The sequence below is a fragment of the Frisingicoccus sp. genome (assembly GCF_048388605.1).
In the GTDB taxonomy this organism is placed as follows: Bacteria; Bacillota; Clostridia; order Lachnospirales; family Lachnospiraceae; genus Frisingicoccus.
The window spans coordinates 53,345-68,513 of sequence record NZ_DBGCTU010000042.1 but is presented as its reverse complement, the minus strand read 5'-3'; the positions used below and the strand labels follow the sequence as shown (position 1 = coordinate 68,513).

Below are 15,169 nucleotides of genomic sequence, written 5' to 3'. Positions count from 1 at the left end.
GGTGTTCATATGCTCAATAAAGATAAAATTCGTATTATGAGCCGTTGTGCCATGTACGAAAAGGGCCAGGGCAAAGAGGATCTGGCGATTAACCGGTATTTTCAGGGCGATTATGTCCGGCTCAACACATTAAAGACATTAATTGGAGTGACGATAGGATTTATCCTTTGTCTGGGCCTTTATATAGTGATGAAAGCAGAGTATTATATGGAAAACATTGTGGGGATGGATTTCCTGGAGCTGGCCAAAAGCATATTAAAATATTATGTTATTGTTCTGATCGTGTTTGCGGTGATCAGCATCCTGTTTTACGGATGGAAATATGCGGATACTCAGAAGCGGGTGCGCTGGTATTATAAAGATCTGAAGAGTCTGGATGAGATAAATGACGGATACAACAAAAACAATTCAACGGAGGACAATAGATAATGACAAGTTTGTTAGTGTTAAAAGAAAAAGTTGTGGGCTTTTATAAGAATTTTGAATATCCGGTGCAGATGATTGGAAAATTCATCCTGGCTATTCTGGCATTTAATTATATTAATAATGACCTTGGATATTTTGAGGCATTAACGGGGACTGTACCGATGTTATTTTTATCGGTCATATGCGCTGTGGTGCCGGTATCCATATTTGTATTGATTTTTGCACTGGTTGTTCTGCTGCATTTGTTTAAGTTGTCGATGGTGCTGTCGGCCGTTGCTTTGGTTGTATTTTTGCTGTTTTATTTTATTTATTTAAAATTCGCCCCGGATCAGGGAATTCTTATTGTACTTTATCCGGTTCTGGCCCAGTTTAACCTGCATTATATGATTCCGTTGGTTGGCGCGATGGCATTTAATCCCTTTGCGGCCCTTCCGATCGCCTTCGGTGTTATTTTTATGAAAGTTGTGGGATATCTGCAGGAGGCTGCCAGTCTGGGGGATCCGGGAACGGATGTCAAAGAGATTATGACAAGCTATCAGTACATTTTTGATAAGCTGCTTGCCGATAAAGAGATGGTAGCTTATATCATTGTGTTTACACTGGTTATTCTTATTGTTTACGGCATCTCACGTCTGGCTATCGATTATTCATGGTATATTGCCATCGGTGTCGGAACGCTGGTGAATGTGATCGGGCTGGCCATGCAGTCTTCCGGGATTGAGGGAATGAGTGTGGCGATGGTTGTTGTCGGATCGGTGATCGGAGGACTTCTGGCGGCAATTGCCCAGTTTATGGGATGTACGTTGGATTATGCCCGGAAAGAATCGCTTCAGTTTGAGGACGATGATTATTACTACTATGTAAAAGCCGTTCCGAAGATTCAGATTACCCAGGCGGAGCGCACTGTGAAAACCTACGGTAAAAAAACGAAAACAAAGAAAGCAAAAAAATCGAAAAAAGGTTCCGGGAGAAAGGAAGACTTTGTGGATAGGATGGAATCAGAGAGGATTTCTGAGCCGGAATCAACGGCTTATGAAACACCCGTACCGTCAAAGAGCATCCCGCCGCAGAAACCGGTCAGCGATTTTGATGAGTTGTCTTTTGACGGATTTGATTTTGATGAATTAGACCAGAAGTAGAAATTATTCTGTTAAAAATATTGAAAAAGGAGGTGCAGCATGGGAGCGATAACAAATTGGATCAGCCGTATGGTGTCATTTATACCGGCTATACGGTGGAACAATGTACTGGAAATTCTGATCATCAGTGTGTTGATCTATTATATATTGATCTGGATCCGGGATACACGGGCCTGGACATTGCTTAAAGGAATTTTTGTCATTTTTGCTTTTGTGCTGTTTGCCTATGTTTTTCAGATGGATACGATTCTTTGGCTGTTCCAGAATTTAATCAGTGTGGCCATTATTTCCATATTTGTATTATTTCAGCCGGAGCTTCGGCGTGCTCTCGAACAGCTTGGACGGAAGAATATTTTGGCATCGTTTTTGAATTTCAGCGGCAATGCCGCGGCAAATGAGCAGGAGGCAAAGACGGCTGAAAAGACGAAAACAGAGATTATCAAGGCCTGCATGGAGATGTCCAAAGCCCGTACCGGCGCCCTGATTGTCATTGAGCAGGATGTTCAGCTCAGCGAATATGAGCGTACCGGTATTTTTCTGGATTCTCTTGTGAGCAGCCAGTTGTTAATTAATATATTTGAACATAATACGCCGCTGCACGACGGCGCTGTGTTTGTGCGCGATAATCGCATTGTGGCGGCGACATGCTATCTGCCGCTGTCAGATAACATGCTTCTCAGCAAGGAGCTTGGAACCCGTCACCGTGCCGGGGTGGGAATCAGCGAAGTATCTGACAGTATTACATTGATTGTATCTGAAGAAACAGGAATGATTTCCATTGCTCATGACGGAATGCTTTTCCGGGGCCTGAGCCAGGAGGAGCTTCGTGAGCAGCTCAGCACTCTGATGAAGAATCAGGATGCGCCAAAACGCAGCCGATGGAGGAGAATCATCAAAAATGAGAAAAAAGCTAACGAATAATCTGGGCATGAAAATAATATCTTTAATGTTGGCGTTTGTCTTCTGGCTTGTTGTTATTACAATGGAGGACCCGGAGCAGACGAAGCCGCTGGAGCTCCCGGTAACGAAAATCAATGAAGAATTAATTCGTGAAAACGATAAAACCTATGAAGTCATTGAGGGCAATACGGTAACGATCACTGTCCGCGCCCGTCAGTCTGTGTTAAAGGATATGACGGCAAAGGATTTTGAGGCGGTGGCCGATTTTGCCAATTTATCATTTACCGGCGCTGTACCGATTGAGATCACGGTGCTTCGGAATTCGAATCAGGTGACGATCGAGAAGGGCGCCAATACGATGATGCGGGTCAGCATTGAAGATTTATCCAGTGTGGATAAGATGGTGGCAACCAAGGCCGAGGGAACGGTGATTACCGGCAAAGCTTTGGGAAGCGTCAGTGTGGAACCGAATATCATTCGTATCGAAGGGGCGAAGACGACCATCGATCGGATTTCCAGTGTTTATGCGATCGTCAATGTATCGGGAATTTCGAATGACTGTTCCTTTGTTGTGGAGCCGGTACTTTATGATTCCAATGGAAACAAGATTGACAGTACAGATATCACCTTCAGCGAGGACAGCTTAAAGGTGAATGTCACTCTGCTTGACACAAAAACAGTCCCGGTGAAATGGAATATTAATGTAAGTCCGGCGGAAGGCTACGGCATTGAATCTTCGGACTATTCTCCGGCGGAGGTGGAAATTGCGGGCAGCCAGGATGTTCTGGATATGATCAATGAAATTACTCTGGAGGATTATGTGGCAGAAGATATTTCTGAAAATGTGGAAGCCGAGATGGATCTGGAGGAGATCGTAAAGGGCCTGGGGGCCGTGCTTGTTCATCCGGAGACGGATAAGACAGCCAAACTGGCCGTTAAGGTGTCGGAGTACAGCCGTTTAGGAGCAAGTATTAATTTCGATTCCATAGAGCTGGTTGGAAAATCCGATGAATATACGTATTCTGTCATTGGAGATTCTTCCATTCCGTATACATTGTATGGTATGGATACAACATTTGAGACGCTGGACCGTTCCAAAATGGAATTCAGTCTGGATGTGACGGGCCTTGAGCCCGGGATACATACCGTGAATCTGGCTATGACGGCAAACCAGCAGGTTTCGCTGGCATCCGAAGTTCCGGTAAAAATTAAAATAGATTCTAAGTAAAAAAACAGTTGCCATCCTGCCTAAAAAGTGGTAACATTTTATTTGTTCCGATTTTTAAACGAAAGACTGGGCAATAAGACGGGGAGAGAGAACATTATGATATGCGATAAAATTAAGATCACAAATCCTTCAGGGCTACACCTACGACCAGCCGGAATTTTCTGCAAAGAAGCGATGAGATTTAAATCACAGATTACATTTGGGGCAAAGGGAAGCATAGCAAATGCGAAAAGCGTGCTAAGTGTTCTCGGTGCCTGTGTTAAATGTGGAGATGTCATTGAACTATGCTGCGACGGCGAGGATGAGGAGTTGGCTTTGGAAGCTATGCGAGGAGTCATCGAAACCGGCCTGGGCGAATAGTTTGATCATTTATATGTCTAAGTGTGTTTAAAGGGTATTGCTTCTGCGATACTCTTTTTTTTAAGAATTAAGGTGTACCCTGTATTTATTATTTAATTAGTAGGAGGAAGAAAAATGTTAAATTATCAGAGATATAAGAGAGTACCTGTATTGGATTATAAGGAACGGCAGTGGCCGAATAAGGAAATTCAGAAAGCGCCAATCTGGTGCAGTGTGGATTTAAGAGACGGCAATCAGGCGCTGATCGAGCCGATGATCGTTGAAGAAAAACTGGAATTTTTCAATATGCTTGTCAAATTAGGTTTTAAAGAGATTGAGATCGGTTTTCCGTCTGCTTCCCAGCTGGAATATGATTTCCTTCGAACACTGGTGGATCGTAAAATGATCCCGGATGATGTGCGCGTGCAGATTTTGTGCCAGTGCCGTCAGCATTTGATCGACAAGTCCTTTGAAGCAATCAAGGGTATTAAAAACGTTGTCTTCCATATTTATAATTCTACATCCACCCTTCAGAGAGATGTGGTATTCCATATGAGCAGAGAAGAGATTAAGCAGATTGCCATTGATGGAACAAAGATGGTTAAAGAGGGTGCGAAGAACTTTGATGGAAATCTCTGGCTGGAATATTCTCCGGAGAGCTTCACCGGGACAGAGATGGATTTTGCCCTGGAAGTATGCGAAGCGGTCAAGGAAGTATGGCAGCCGACCGTTGAACGGCCGATTATCTTTAACCTCCCTGCAACGGTGGAAATGAATACGCCGAATGTCTATGCGGATCAGATTGAATGGATGAGCACCCATTTTACAGAGAGGGACAAAATTATCTTAAGTATCCATCCGCACAATGACAGAGGCTGCGGCGTGGCGGCAACGGAACTGGCTTTGCTGGCCGGAGCGGAACGTGTTGAAGGAACATTATTCGGCAATGGTGAGCGTACCGGCAATGTGGATATTTTAAATGTTGCCTACAATATGTTTTCTCAGGGAATCGACCCGGAATTGAATATTGAAAATGTCAATGAAATTATCGAGGTAACGGAGCGCTGCACAAAGATGGGTATTCCGCCGAGACATCCATATGCCGGGAAACTGGTATTTACCGCCTTTTCCGGTTCTCATCAGGATGCCATCAGTAAAGGCATGCAGGCACTCCATGAGAGAAACTCAAAGTTTTGGGAGGTGCCGTATCTGCCGATCGACCCATCCGATGTGGGCCGCGAATATGAACCGCTGGTACGGATCAACAGTCAGTCCGGCAAGGGCGGCGTAGCCTTTGTTCTGGAACAGTATTATGGATTTAAGCTTCCGAAAGAGATGCATAAAGAACTGGCGGATAGAATTCAGGCCATGTCTGAGGTTCAGGGCGAAGTATCGCCGGAACAGATCATGGATACCTTCCGGAATATGTATATCGATGCCAAAGAGCCGCTGCATTTCCGTAAAGCGAGAATCGAAGATATCAGCGATGATCAGGGTGAATACGATACAAAAGTTATCCTCACTTATACGGATCACGGCGAAGAGAAGATTATCGAAGGCTTTGGCAATGGACCGATTGATGCGGTGAAGCATGGTCTCTGCCAGCAGTCCGGTTTCCGCACGAAGCTGACGATGTATCACGAGCATGCGCTGACTTTGGGTTCCGACTCCCAGGCGGCCAGCTATATTCAGCTGGTGAATTCCGATACAGGGGCTGCCGCTTATGGCGTAGGTATCAGTTCTAATATTAACCGTTCTTCTTTCCGGGCTATTTTCAGTGCGCTGAACCGTCTGTTCTATCCGGAAGCATAGGTTTTGGAATACAGGAAAAGTTCTATGGAAAATGTGATGATTGAAACGCCTCGTCTGATCCTTCGGGAATTTGTCCCGGAGGATCTGGCGGGGCTGTATTCTTTATATGAAGAAAGTGATACGAGATTCCTGGAGCCGTTGTCAGAAAATCGAGAGGAAGAACTGGAAAAGCTGAAAAGCTATATTCATTATATATATGGTTTCTATGGCTTTGGATTATGGGCAGTCTGCCTGAAAGAAAGCGGACGCCTGATCGGCCGGTGCGGTCTTCAGGTGGAATTCATCGGGGAACAGGGCGATTACGAGTTGGGCTATATGATTTCAGGAAAATATCAGAGAATGGGATATGGAAGAGAAGCGGTGCGGGCGATTCTGAGCTATGCCGGAGAGGAACTGGAAGCGCCGAGAGTGATTCTTCGGATTGACAGGGAAAATACCGCATCCCGCCGCTTTGCAGAAGAGATAGGTTTCCATTTATCGCCGCGGAAACTGGAGGCAGAGCCGAATGTTCTTTTATATATTTACGACTTGTGAATAAAAAGTTAATAAAATATTACAAAAACACTTCAAATTTTGTGCGAAGTATGTTAGAATATAGAAGATATTTTATAATTATGATTATTGGAAGGGACATGTTATGAATAAGAAGCTTATCCTTTTTTTAACTTCATTGTCATTGGCAGTAACGCCGATAGGGGCTTTTGCCAGTGAATATAGTGGGCCGGATGCTTCCATAGAAGCATTGGGAGAACGGGCGAATCTTCAGGCGGCTACCGGTGAATACCGCACATGGAAACAGTATGACAGCCGCTGGGCGAGCCAGCTTTTAGGTTCCAGCCCGGACACGATGTCGGAATCCGGATGTCTGGTTACAGCGATTGCCACATTGATGGTACATTCCGGCTGTGCCGATGAGAATGGGGTTGACCCGGGAAAATTATGTACATATTTAAGTAATAACGGAGGTTTCACATCGAATGGCGAGCTCTATTGGGGCAAGGTCAATGGCGCGGTTGACGGTTTTAAACTGGCCAACTGGAGTGTGGCGCTTTCGGGAAGCCGCTATGATAAAGTGGCACAGATTAAGAGCTATCTGGATAATGGATATTACCTGGTTGCATCGGTTGGTTACGGCGCTCATTGGGTTGCCATTAATTCTGTTGACGATAGCGGCAATGTCAATATTTTTGACCCGGCTTATTCCTATACAAAATTGTTCGGGAATTATTCGGACGCCGGCGTCACCCGTATTGCCGTGTTCTCAGGAAACGGCGGCGGCAGCGGTATCATTGATGTGCCGTCAAGCAATAATCCGGTGCTGGAAAACTATAATGCCACAGGAAAAGTCAATGTCGGCGCTTCCTATTTGAATGTACGGAATGGCGTGGGTACAGATAAGGGATATCTGACGGACAGCTCGGGAAACCGGATCACTCTGCAGAATAACGAATCGGTGACTATTACCGGTAAGGGCAATGACAGTTCGGGCAATCTCTGGTATCGAGTTGCCATCAACGGGCTGACGGGTTATGTCTTTGGCGCTTATATTGATATTACCGGCGGCAGTATCAATACGCCGTCAGAATATCCGGAAAAAACGGCGAAGGTCAATGCCAGCTATGTCAATGTCCGCAGCGGAGCGGGAACAAACTATTCCGTAGTTACGGTGGCCTCTCAAAATCAGGAGATTACCGTGATCGGCGAGGAAAATGACAGCGCAGGCGCTAAATGGTATAAGATTAAGATTAACAATACAACGGGCTTTATGCATTCCGATTATGTCACAATGGAACAGGAGAACACGGATCCTCCGACAACCTATCCGGAAAAGGCGGCGAAGGTCAATGCAAGTTCCGTTAATGTCCGCAATGGCGCCGGAACAAATAACGGCGTTGTGGCAACGCTGGCTTTGAATACATCCATCACTGTGATCGGCGAGGATAAGGATGGCAGCGGAGCAACCTGGTATAAGATTAAATTTGATGGCGGCGAAGGCTTCATGCATTCCGATTATGTCACCATCAGCGATGATAATAATAATCCTGGAGGCAGCACCGGCGGCACGACAACTGAGCCGCGCACAGGCACAGTCAATGGCGACTATGTCAATGTCCGTACAGGGGCCGGAACAAACCACAGCCGTGTTACAAGCCTGAACAGCGGAGCGGCGGTAACGATTGTCGGCGAAGAAAAAGACGGCAGCGGATCGACCTGGTATAAGATAAATTATGCGGGCGGTTCGGGATATATGATTTCCGATTATGTTACAATTAATGGCGGCAGCACCGGCGGCAATAATCCGGGCGGCAGCACCGGCGGTTACGAAAAGAAATCCGGCACGGTCAATGCAAACTCCGTGAATGTCCGCAGCGCAGCGGGAACCGGAAACAGTATTGTGGGCAACCTTTCCTCCGGAACAGCAGTAACGATTGTCGGCGAGGGCAAGGACAGCAGCGGAGCAACCTGGTATAAGATTGAGTACAACGGCGGTTCCGGCTACATGCACTCCGATTACATCACTGTTGGCGGCGGCAATACCGACGGCGGCAACACCGGAAGCAGCGGCACCGGAAACTATCCGATGGAAGGCATTGAGGGCAAAGAAGGCGTTATCAACGCCGCGCTCGTTAATATCCGGGTGGGCGCAGGCTCTGACCAGGAGGTTATGACGACCCTGAAATCCGGCGTGTCCGTTCTTATTGAAGGGGCTGAGCGGGATGCCAGCGGCATTATCTGGTACAAAGTAGCATTTGCCGGAACAAGCGGCTATATGATGGCTGAGTTTGTTTCGATTCAGTAGAATAAAAGATAGAAAAGAAAGAGAACTTCTTGAGGATTCAGGAGGTTCTTCTTTTATGACTATGATAGATAACAGTTATGTACTGAAAAAAATACTGTCAAATGCTGCATAATCGGAAAAAGGCTTTGACAAAAATCTTAAAGCATGTAGAATATATCATGTATGGGTTAAAGATAAGTTATATTTAAAACGAGGTTTTAAGAATGAGTATTCAAGGTTTTACAGACATTCACTGTCATATTATTCCGTCCGTGGATGATGGCGCTCAGAGTATGGAGATTGCTCAGGAGATGATTCGTCTGGCACATGCCGGAGATACTCGAAGGATTATAGCTACGCCCCATTATGGGACAAGCCGGGCAAAAGCTTCCGGAGGGATTATTACTGCGAGGTTTCGCGAGCTGCTCCGCTGGACTGCCGATAATTATCCGGATATGGAGCTGTTTCTCGGGCAGGAGCTGACCTATAATCATGGACTTGAAAATCAGATAGAGCAGGGAAGAGCTTTTACCATGGCGGGAAGTCATTATGTCCTGGTTGAGTTTCAGCCGGAAGATGATTACAGCCGTATCCGGCAGGGACTTCAATCGGTGCAGATGGCAGGATATTGGCCGATTCTTGCCCATGCAGAACGATGTCGGAAGTTGGCGTCACATATTGAGCATGTGGAAGAACTGGTACATATGGGAATATATATCCAGGTGAATGCCCGGAGTGTCACCGGCAGAAACGGCTGGCAGTGCCGGAGCTGTACCAGGAAACTTTTAAAGCGGGAGCTGGTGCATTTTGTGGCCAGCGACGGGCATGACACAAAAAGACGGACTCCGGTGCTTATGAATGCAATGAACCATATAGCCAGGCGTTACGGAAAAAGTTATGCACTCCATTTGGGTGTTGACAATCCGGAAAAAGTTATTTCAGATACATTTATAGATTAATAAGGGGAAGAAAAAATTATGCAGAGTATACAAATCAAAATACCGGCTTTGGATCGGCGAACTGATGAGGCTTATAAGACGCTTCGGACAAATCTACAGTTTTGCGGCAAAGATATTCGCAGTATTGTTATTACAAGCTGCACACCGTCCGAAGGAAAGTCTGAAATCAGCCTCCACCTGGCAAAATCTTTGTCTGAATCGGGAAAAAGAGTATTGTTTATCGATGCGGATCTGAGAAAATCAGTGATTATCTCAAGATGTCAGGTCAGCCAGACGGTAAAGGGGCTGAGTCATTATCTGTCAGGGCAGAGTTCTTTTGCGGACATCGTTTATTCGACAAGTGTGCATAATCTGCATATGATTTTTGCCGGACCGGTTCCGCCAAATCCAACGGAACTTTTGGGAACAAATAATTTTAAGCTTGCCATAGAAAAATTAAAGACAGTATATGATTATATTATTGTCGATACGCCGCCTCTGGGAAGCGTTATTGACGGGGCTGTGGTCGCCAATGAGTGCGACGGTTCAATTTTGATCATCGGGGCAAATGAAATCAGCCGGCGTTTTGCCAAAAAAGTGGTTGAACAGCTGAAGCTCGCAGATTGTCCGGTACTTGGTGTTATTTTAAATAAAGTTGATTCAAAACAAAATGGATATGGCCGTTATTATGGCAAGTACTATGGTAAATATTACGGAGAAAACGCAGAAAAATATCTTGAAGAGTAGGAAGGGGGAAGCATATGTATCAGGATAACAGAGATGATGACATGGAAATTGATCTGGTGGAAGTCTTTCATTTGATGCTTAAGCGATGGTGGCTGATTTTAATTTCGGCGATCGTTTTTGCGGCAGCAGCCTTTGGATATACAAAAGTTTTGGTTACACCTCAGTATGAAGCAACCTCGATGATTTATATTTTGTCGAAAACGACGAGCATTTCTTCCTCGCTGGATTTACAGCTGAGCAAACAGCTCACCGTTGACTTCGAAATTTTAGCGACAAGCCGGCCGGTAGTGGAGAAAGTTATTGACGAATTGGACCTGGATACGAATTATGAAACACTGGTTCAAAGCATCCGGGTGACAAATCCGGCGGATTCCTCGATTTTGAAAATTTTTGCCCAAAATCCGGATCCGAAGCTTGCCTGCGATATATCTAATGCCATGGCCGACGCTACCGCGGAACAGATTGCCGAAGTTATGGTGACGGATAAACCGAGCACCGTGGAAAATGCGGTGATTCCGGAATATCCGGTGAGTCCGAATGTGAAAAAGAATACTTTGCTGGCTGGATTGGTCGGAGCCTTTTTGGTGATGGCCATTATTATGATCGGCTATTTGATGGATGACCGCATTAAAACAGAAGAAGATGTTATGAAATATCTGGAATTAAATACACTGGCATCTATTCCATTAAATAAGGGAGAAAAACCATCCAAAAAGAAAAAGGGTGGAAAGAAGGCAGCCTAAATGAAAAACAGTTTAAGAAAAATATTGTACATACTTTGTATTTTGGGCGCCGGATTATGTATCGGTTTTCTTGCATATTATTATTCTCGGCTTCAGGAAAATAAGAAGATTTATGAGAATCTGCAGAGTCAACCGGAAACGGAGAGCTTAGGCGGATCCGTTGATACTTTGGCAGAATCTATTGAAAACTCGACAAAATCCGCAGAGAGCCGGAAAAAACCGGAAATCCCTGTGGATTTTTCGGAATTACAGCAGATAAATCCGGAAATATATGCCTGGATTGAAATTCCGGGAACGGAGGTGAACTATCCGATTGTTCAGAGTGCATCGGACAATTCCTATTATCTCAATCATACCATCGAGGGAATTTCCGGGTATCCGGGGTCGATTTATAGCGAAGGAATTAATTCCAGGGATTTTCAGGATTATAATACACTTATATACGGTCATGACATGGAGGACGGTTCTATGTTCGGAGGCTTATATAAGTTTGCCGATGCCGAATATTTAAAGGCTCATGGAACCCTGTTTATATATACGCCGGAGCAAAAATTTACTTATCGGATATTTATGGCGGTGACTTATGATGACAGGCATATTATGGGAAGCTTTGACTTTTCGGATAAAAAAGACAGAGAAGCTTATTTGACTTCCATTGGCAATACTGATTCGGAAGTTTCGGCAGATGACCGGATAATTACATTGAGTACGTGCATTGCCGGCCAGCCATCCAATCGATTTTTGGTAGAGGCGGTTTTAATCAATGAAGAATAAAAAAATATTTATGATCTTTGCTGCAGTTATTGCGATTGGGGTGATTGCCGTCGCTTTTTTCTCCTTTCTAAAGGCAAGAAATGTTCCGACGGTCACTCGGAATAATGCAGAAAATTCTGAGAGTGATACACCCCAGCAGAATGAAGGGATGACATTGTCCGGCAAAAAGATCTCATGGCGGGGCAAAGAATATGTTTATAATACAGACATTCGCAACATCCTCTTTTTGGGCATTGATAAACATGAAGAGATGCAGGCCCAGGAATATGCCGGCCGCGGCGGTCAGGCGGACTGTATTATTCTTCTGTCTTTAAATACAAAAGATAAAACGGCCACAATGCTGAACATATCCAGAGAATCCATGACAGATATAGACATCTATGATATGTCGGGCAAGTTTGTGGAAACTCAGGAAGCTCAGCTGGCTTTACAGTATGCTTACGGGGATGGAGAAAAGAGGAGCTGCTGGCTGATGAAAAAAGCGGTGGCGAATCTTTTGAAAGACATTCCGATCCACGGCTATATGGCGCTGAATATTGATGGAATTTCAGTGATCAATGATGTTCTCGGCGGGGTGGAGATCACTGTGCCGGAAGATTATACATTTATCGATGAAGCTTTTACTCAGGGGGCAACGCTGACATTAACCGGCAGTCAGGCAGAAAAATATGTCCGTTACAGAGATATCAACGTAACCGGAAGCAATGAGGGACGTATGGAGCGGCAGAACCAGTTCTTAAAAGCGATGGTTCAGATTATGAAAGAAAAGAACCAGGAGGACTCCGACTTCATTGATACGTTGTTCTCCGTCGGAAAACCCTATATGGCGACGGATCTGACGGCAGAACAGATGGAAAAATATGCATCTTATACGCTGAATGATGCATATATAAAGATTCCGGGAGAGACGCAGGCAGGAGAAAATCATGATGAATTTATTGTGGATGAAGAAGAAATGGTGGATGTATTGGTAAAAATACTTTGCATACAAACCTGAGTGTGTTACAATAACAATATATTTAGATAAGTTATAAATAAAATAATAAGCGAGGAGTGAGATGATATGAAAAAAATCAAACAGCTGGCCGGCTTTTGCGCAGCGGCAGTACTTGCAATGAGCATGAGCCTTGGAGCCTTTGCAGCGCCGAGTCCATCAGCAATTGGAATTGTCATCAGCGGTAAAACAGAAGATGCTAACGGTGATGAGTTTCAGGTTACCCTGGAAGAGGTCACGGATGATGAGGCGAAGGAAAAACTTGAGGATGCAGATTATCTGAAAGAAATTATCGGCGATGACTATATTGAAGGTATGTCGGTTGCCGATATGAAGGATGTTTTGGTACCTGAGGGTACTCCGATGCCTGTGACGATCGAGTTTGAAGTTAACGGTGTGAATAAAGATACAAAAGTTGTTGTTCTCCATTATAATGGAACAGAATGGGAAAAGGTAGAAGTCAATGCGGTAGCCTACCGCTCTGTTACCGCGACATTTAGCAGTTTATCACCGGTGGCCTTTATTTTGGATGAATTCGATGAAACCGCGGTTGTCGGAACAACTTCGCCAAAGACAGGAATGTCTCCATTGGTAATCATGGCAGCTTTTGGGGCAGTCATCTGTGTTGCCGGGATTATTGCGCTTGGCAAGAAGGAAAGAGCATAATTTATTGAAGTAAACCGAAGGACTGTATATGGAAACCTATATGGTCCTTTTTATTCGAGAAATACGCGAGAACACGAAATTGGGGATAAGAGATGTATAGGAAAAGCGCTCAGGGATGGATAAAACATCTGGATTTTATTATTTTAGATATTATATGTCTTCATATAGCCTTTGTTATAGCCTATGCCATTCGACATGGAGTGTGGAATCCTTACGTGATTCCAATCTATCGAAATATTGCGTTTGTCATGACAATTATAGATATTTTAGTGATCATCTTCTTCGAAACCTTTAAAAACGTGTTGAAGCGAGGTTATTATAAAGAGTTTGCCATGACGGTGAAACATGCCTGCCTTGTGGAATTATTGATCATATTCTATTTATTTGCTATACAGGGCGGCAGGGAGTATTCCCGGACAACCATGATTATGTGGGGCGTTATCTATGGTGTGATAACTTATGTCATTCGTATTTTGTGGAAATTATATCTGAATAAAAAGCGCAATGTCGGCGGAAAACGTTCGCTTATCATTATTACTTCAGAGAATATGGTTGATAAGGTGATTAAAAATTTTAGGAATCGCAATTATGAAGGCTTTCAGCTAACCGGCATTGCAGTCGTCGATAAGGATTTAAGAGGCAAAGTTATCGATGGCGTGCCGATTGTGGCGAACAGGGAAAGCGTGATTGATTATGTCTGCCGGGAATGGGTAGACGAGGTTTTTATTAACCTTCCGAAATCAGAGCCATACCCCGAGATGCTGATAAAACAGTTTGCCCAGATGGGTGTTGTTGTACATATGAAGCTTGCAAAGACATCCAGTATTACAGGTCAAAAACAGTTTGTTGAACGGTTGGGAAACTATACGGTTTTAACAACGAGTATCAATTATGTCAGTATCCGACAGGTCTTTTTGAAGCGGGCCTTGGATATTCTGGGGGGCCTGGTTGGCTGCCTGATCACAGGCATCTTATGCGTAATTATAGGACCGATCATTTATATGAAGTCTCCGGGACCGATATTTTTCACCCAAATTCGGGTTGGCAAAAACGGCAAGAAATTTAAGATGTATAAATTCCGAAGCATGTATATGGATGCGGAGGAACGCAAAAAAGAGTTGATGGCTGAGAACCGGGTGCAGGACGGCATGATGTTTAAGCTGGACTGGGATCCGCGAATTATCGGAAGCCGTCGGCTGCCGGACGGCACAGTCAAAAAAGGCATTGGCAACTTTATTCGGGACTGGAGTCTGGATGAATTTCCACAGTTTATCAATGTACTTCTGGGAGATATGAGCCTGGTGGGCACCCGTCCTCCGACAGTGGATGAATGGGAAAAATACAATCTCCATCATCGGGCCCGATTGGCCGCCAAACCGGGGGTTACCGGCATGTGGCAGGTCAGCGGCCGGAGCAATATCACGGATTTTGAAGAGGTTGTCAAGCTGGACACCCAGTATATTACCGGGTGGAGCATGGGCCTGGATATAAGAATCCTCTTCAAAACAGTGGGCGTTGTCTTTAAACGGGAAGGATCGATGTAGGAAATATAGGTTTCTGAATATTGGAAGTAATTCGCTGTGGAGATTGCAGATGGATATCTGGTATTCACAGCGTTTTTATAGATTAGAGGATTATACTGATAATAATATTTAAAACTTACGGTTTGAATTCGGATAAGAGA

Annotated in this window: 15 protein-coding genes; all 15 read left to right on the top strand. The window is 44.6% G+C overall.

Features of this window, described 5'->3' with window-relative positions:
* Positions 1-9 precede the first annotated feature (9 nt).
* The 15 genes from ACMN7X_RS11635 to ACMN7X_RS11565 all read left to right on the top strand — a co-directional run bounded on the left by ACMN7X_RS11635 (position 10) and on the right by ACMN7X_RS11565 (position 15,029).
* Entirely contained in the window at positions 10-429 is a 420-nt protein-coding gene (locus ACMN7X_RS11635) for a hypothetical protein (RefSeq protein WP_418747633.1), read from the top strand.
* Positions 429-1,565 carry a hypothetical protein gene (locus tag ACMN7X_RS11630; RefSeq protein ID WP_418747632.1) on the top strand — a complete coding sequence of 379 codons (1,137 nt, stop codon included), beginning with the start codon at positions 429-431 and terminating at the stop codon, positions 1,563-1,565. Before ACMN7X_RS11635 ends, ACMN7X_RS11630 begins: the two co-directional genes overlap by 1 nt.
* Positions 1,566-1,604: 39 nt before the next feature.
* A complete protein-coding gene (gene cdaA / locus ACMN7X_RS11625) occupies positions 1,605-2,486 on the top strand; it encodes a diadenylate cyclase CdaA (protein WP_418747631.1) in 882 nt (293 codons plus the stop codon).
* Positions 2,464-3,693, top strand: coding sequence for a YbbR-like domain-containing protein (locus tag ACMN7X_RS11620; RefSeq protein WP_418747630.1), 1,230 nt, complete (start codon positions 2,464-2,466; stop codon positions 3,691-3,693). The genes cdaA and ACMN7X_RS11620 overlap by 23 nt, the downstream gene beginning before the upstream one ends.
* Before the next feature lie 96 nt (positions 3,694-3,789).
* Positions 3,790-4,053 (top strand): HPr family phosphocarrier protein, encoded by a 264-nt coding sequence (locus ACMN7X_RS11615; protein ID WP_418747629.1) that lies wholly within the window; start codon positions 3,790-3,792, stop codon positions 4,051-4,053.
* Positions 4,054-4,167: 114 nt separating this feature from the next.
* Positions 4,168-5,844: a 2-isopropylmalate synthase gene (leuA, locus tag ACMN7X_RS11610; RefSeq protein WP_418747628.1), complete on the top strand. Its 1,677-nt coding sequence runs from the start codon at positions 4,168-4,170 to the stop codon at positions 5,842-5,844.
* Positions 5,845-5,847: 3 nt separating this feature from the next.
* Positions 5,848-6,378, top strand: coding sequence for a GNAT family N-acetyltransferase (locus tag ACMN7X_RS11605; RefSeq protein ID WP_418747627.1), 531 nt, complete (start codon positions 5,848-5,850; stop codon positions 6,376-6,378).
* 103 nt (positions 6,379-6,481) lie between these two features.
* A complete protein-coding gene (locus tag ACMN7X_RS11600) occupies positions 6,482-8,644 on the top strand; it encodes an SH3 domain-containing protein (RefSeq protein WP_418747626.1) in 2,163 nt (720 codons plus the stop codon).
* Positions 8,645-8,847: 203 nt separating this feature from the next.
* Positions 8,848-9,582, top strand: coding sequence for a CpsB/CapC family capsule biosynthesis tyrosine phosphatase (locus ACMN7X_RS11595; protein WP_418747625.1), 735 nt, complete (start codon positions 8,848-8,850; stop codon positions 9,580-9,582).
* A gap of 18 nt (positions 9,583-9,600) precedes the next feature.
* Positions 9,601-10,308: a CpsD/CapB family tyrosine-protein kinase gene (locus ACMN7X_RS11590; RefSeq protein ID WP_418747624.1), complete on the top strand. Its 708-nt coding sequence runs from the start codon at positions 9,601-9,603 to the stop codon at positions 10,306-10,308.
* A 14-nt stretch (positions 10,309-10,322) separates the two neighbouring features.
* The gene (locus ACMN7X_RS11585) at positions 10,323-11,051 is read left to right on the top strand and encodes a YveK family protein (RefSeq protein ID WP_418747623.1); all 729 of its coding nucleotides are present in this window, start codon (positions 10,323-10,325) and stop codon (positions 11,049-11,051) included.
* Positions 11,052-11,825, top strand: coding sequence for a class B sortase (srtB, locus tag ACMN7X_RS11580; protein WP_418747622.1), 774 nt, complete (start codon positions 11,052-11,054; stop codon positions 11,823-11,825).
* Positions 11,815-12,822, top strand: coding sequence for an LCP family protein (locus tag ACMN7X_RS11575; protein ID WP_418747621.1), 1,008 nt, complete (start codon positions 11,815-11,817; stop codon positions 12,820-12,822). Before srtB ends, ACMN7X_RS11575 begins: the two co-directional genes overlap by 11 nt.
* 66 nt (positions 12,823-12,888) lie before the next feature.
* On the top strand, positions 12,889-13,485 hold the full coding sequence (locus ACMN7X_RS11570; RefSeq protein WP_418747620.1) for a hypothetical protein: 597 nt from the start codon (positions 12,889-12,891) through the stop codon (positions 13,483-13,485).
* 92 nt (positions 13,486-13,577) lie between these two features.
* The gene (locus ACMN7X_RS11565) at positions 13,578-15,029 is read left to right on the top strand and encodes a sugar transferase (RefSeq protein ID WP_418747619.1); all 1,452 of its coding nucleotides are present in this window, start codon (positions 13,578-13,580) and stop codon (positions 15,027-15,029) included.
* Positions 15,030-15,169 lie beyond the last annotated feature (140 nt).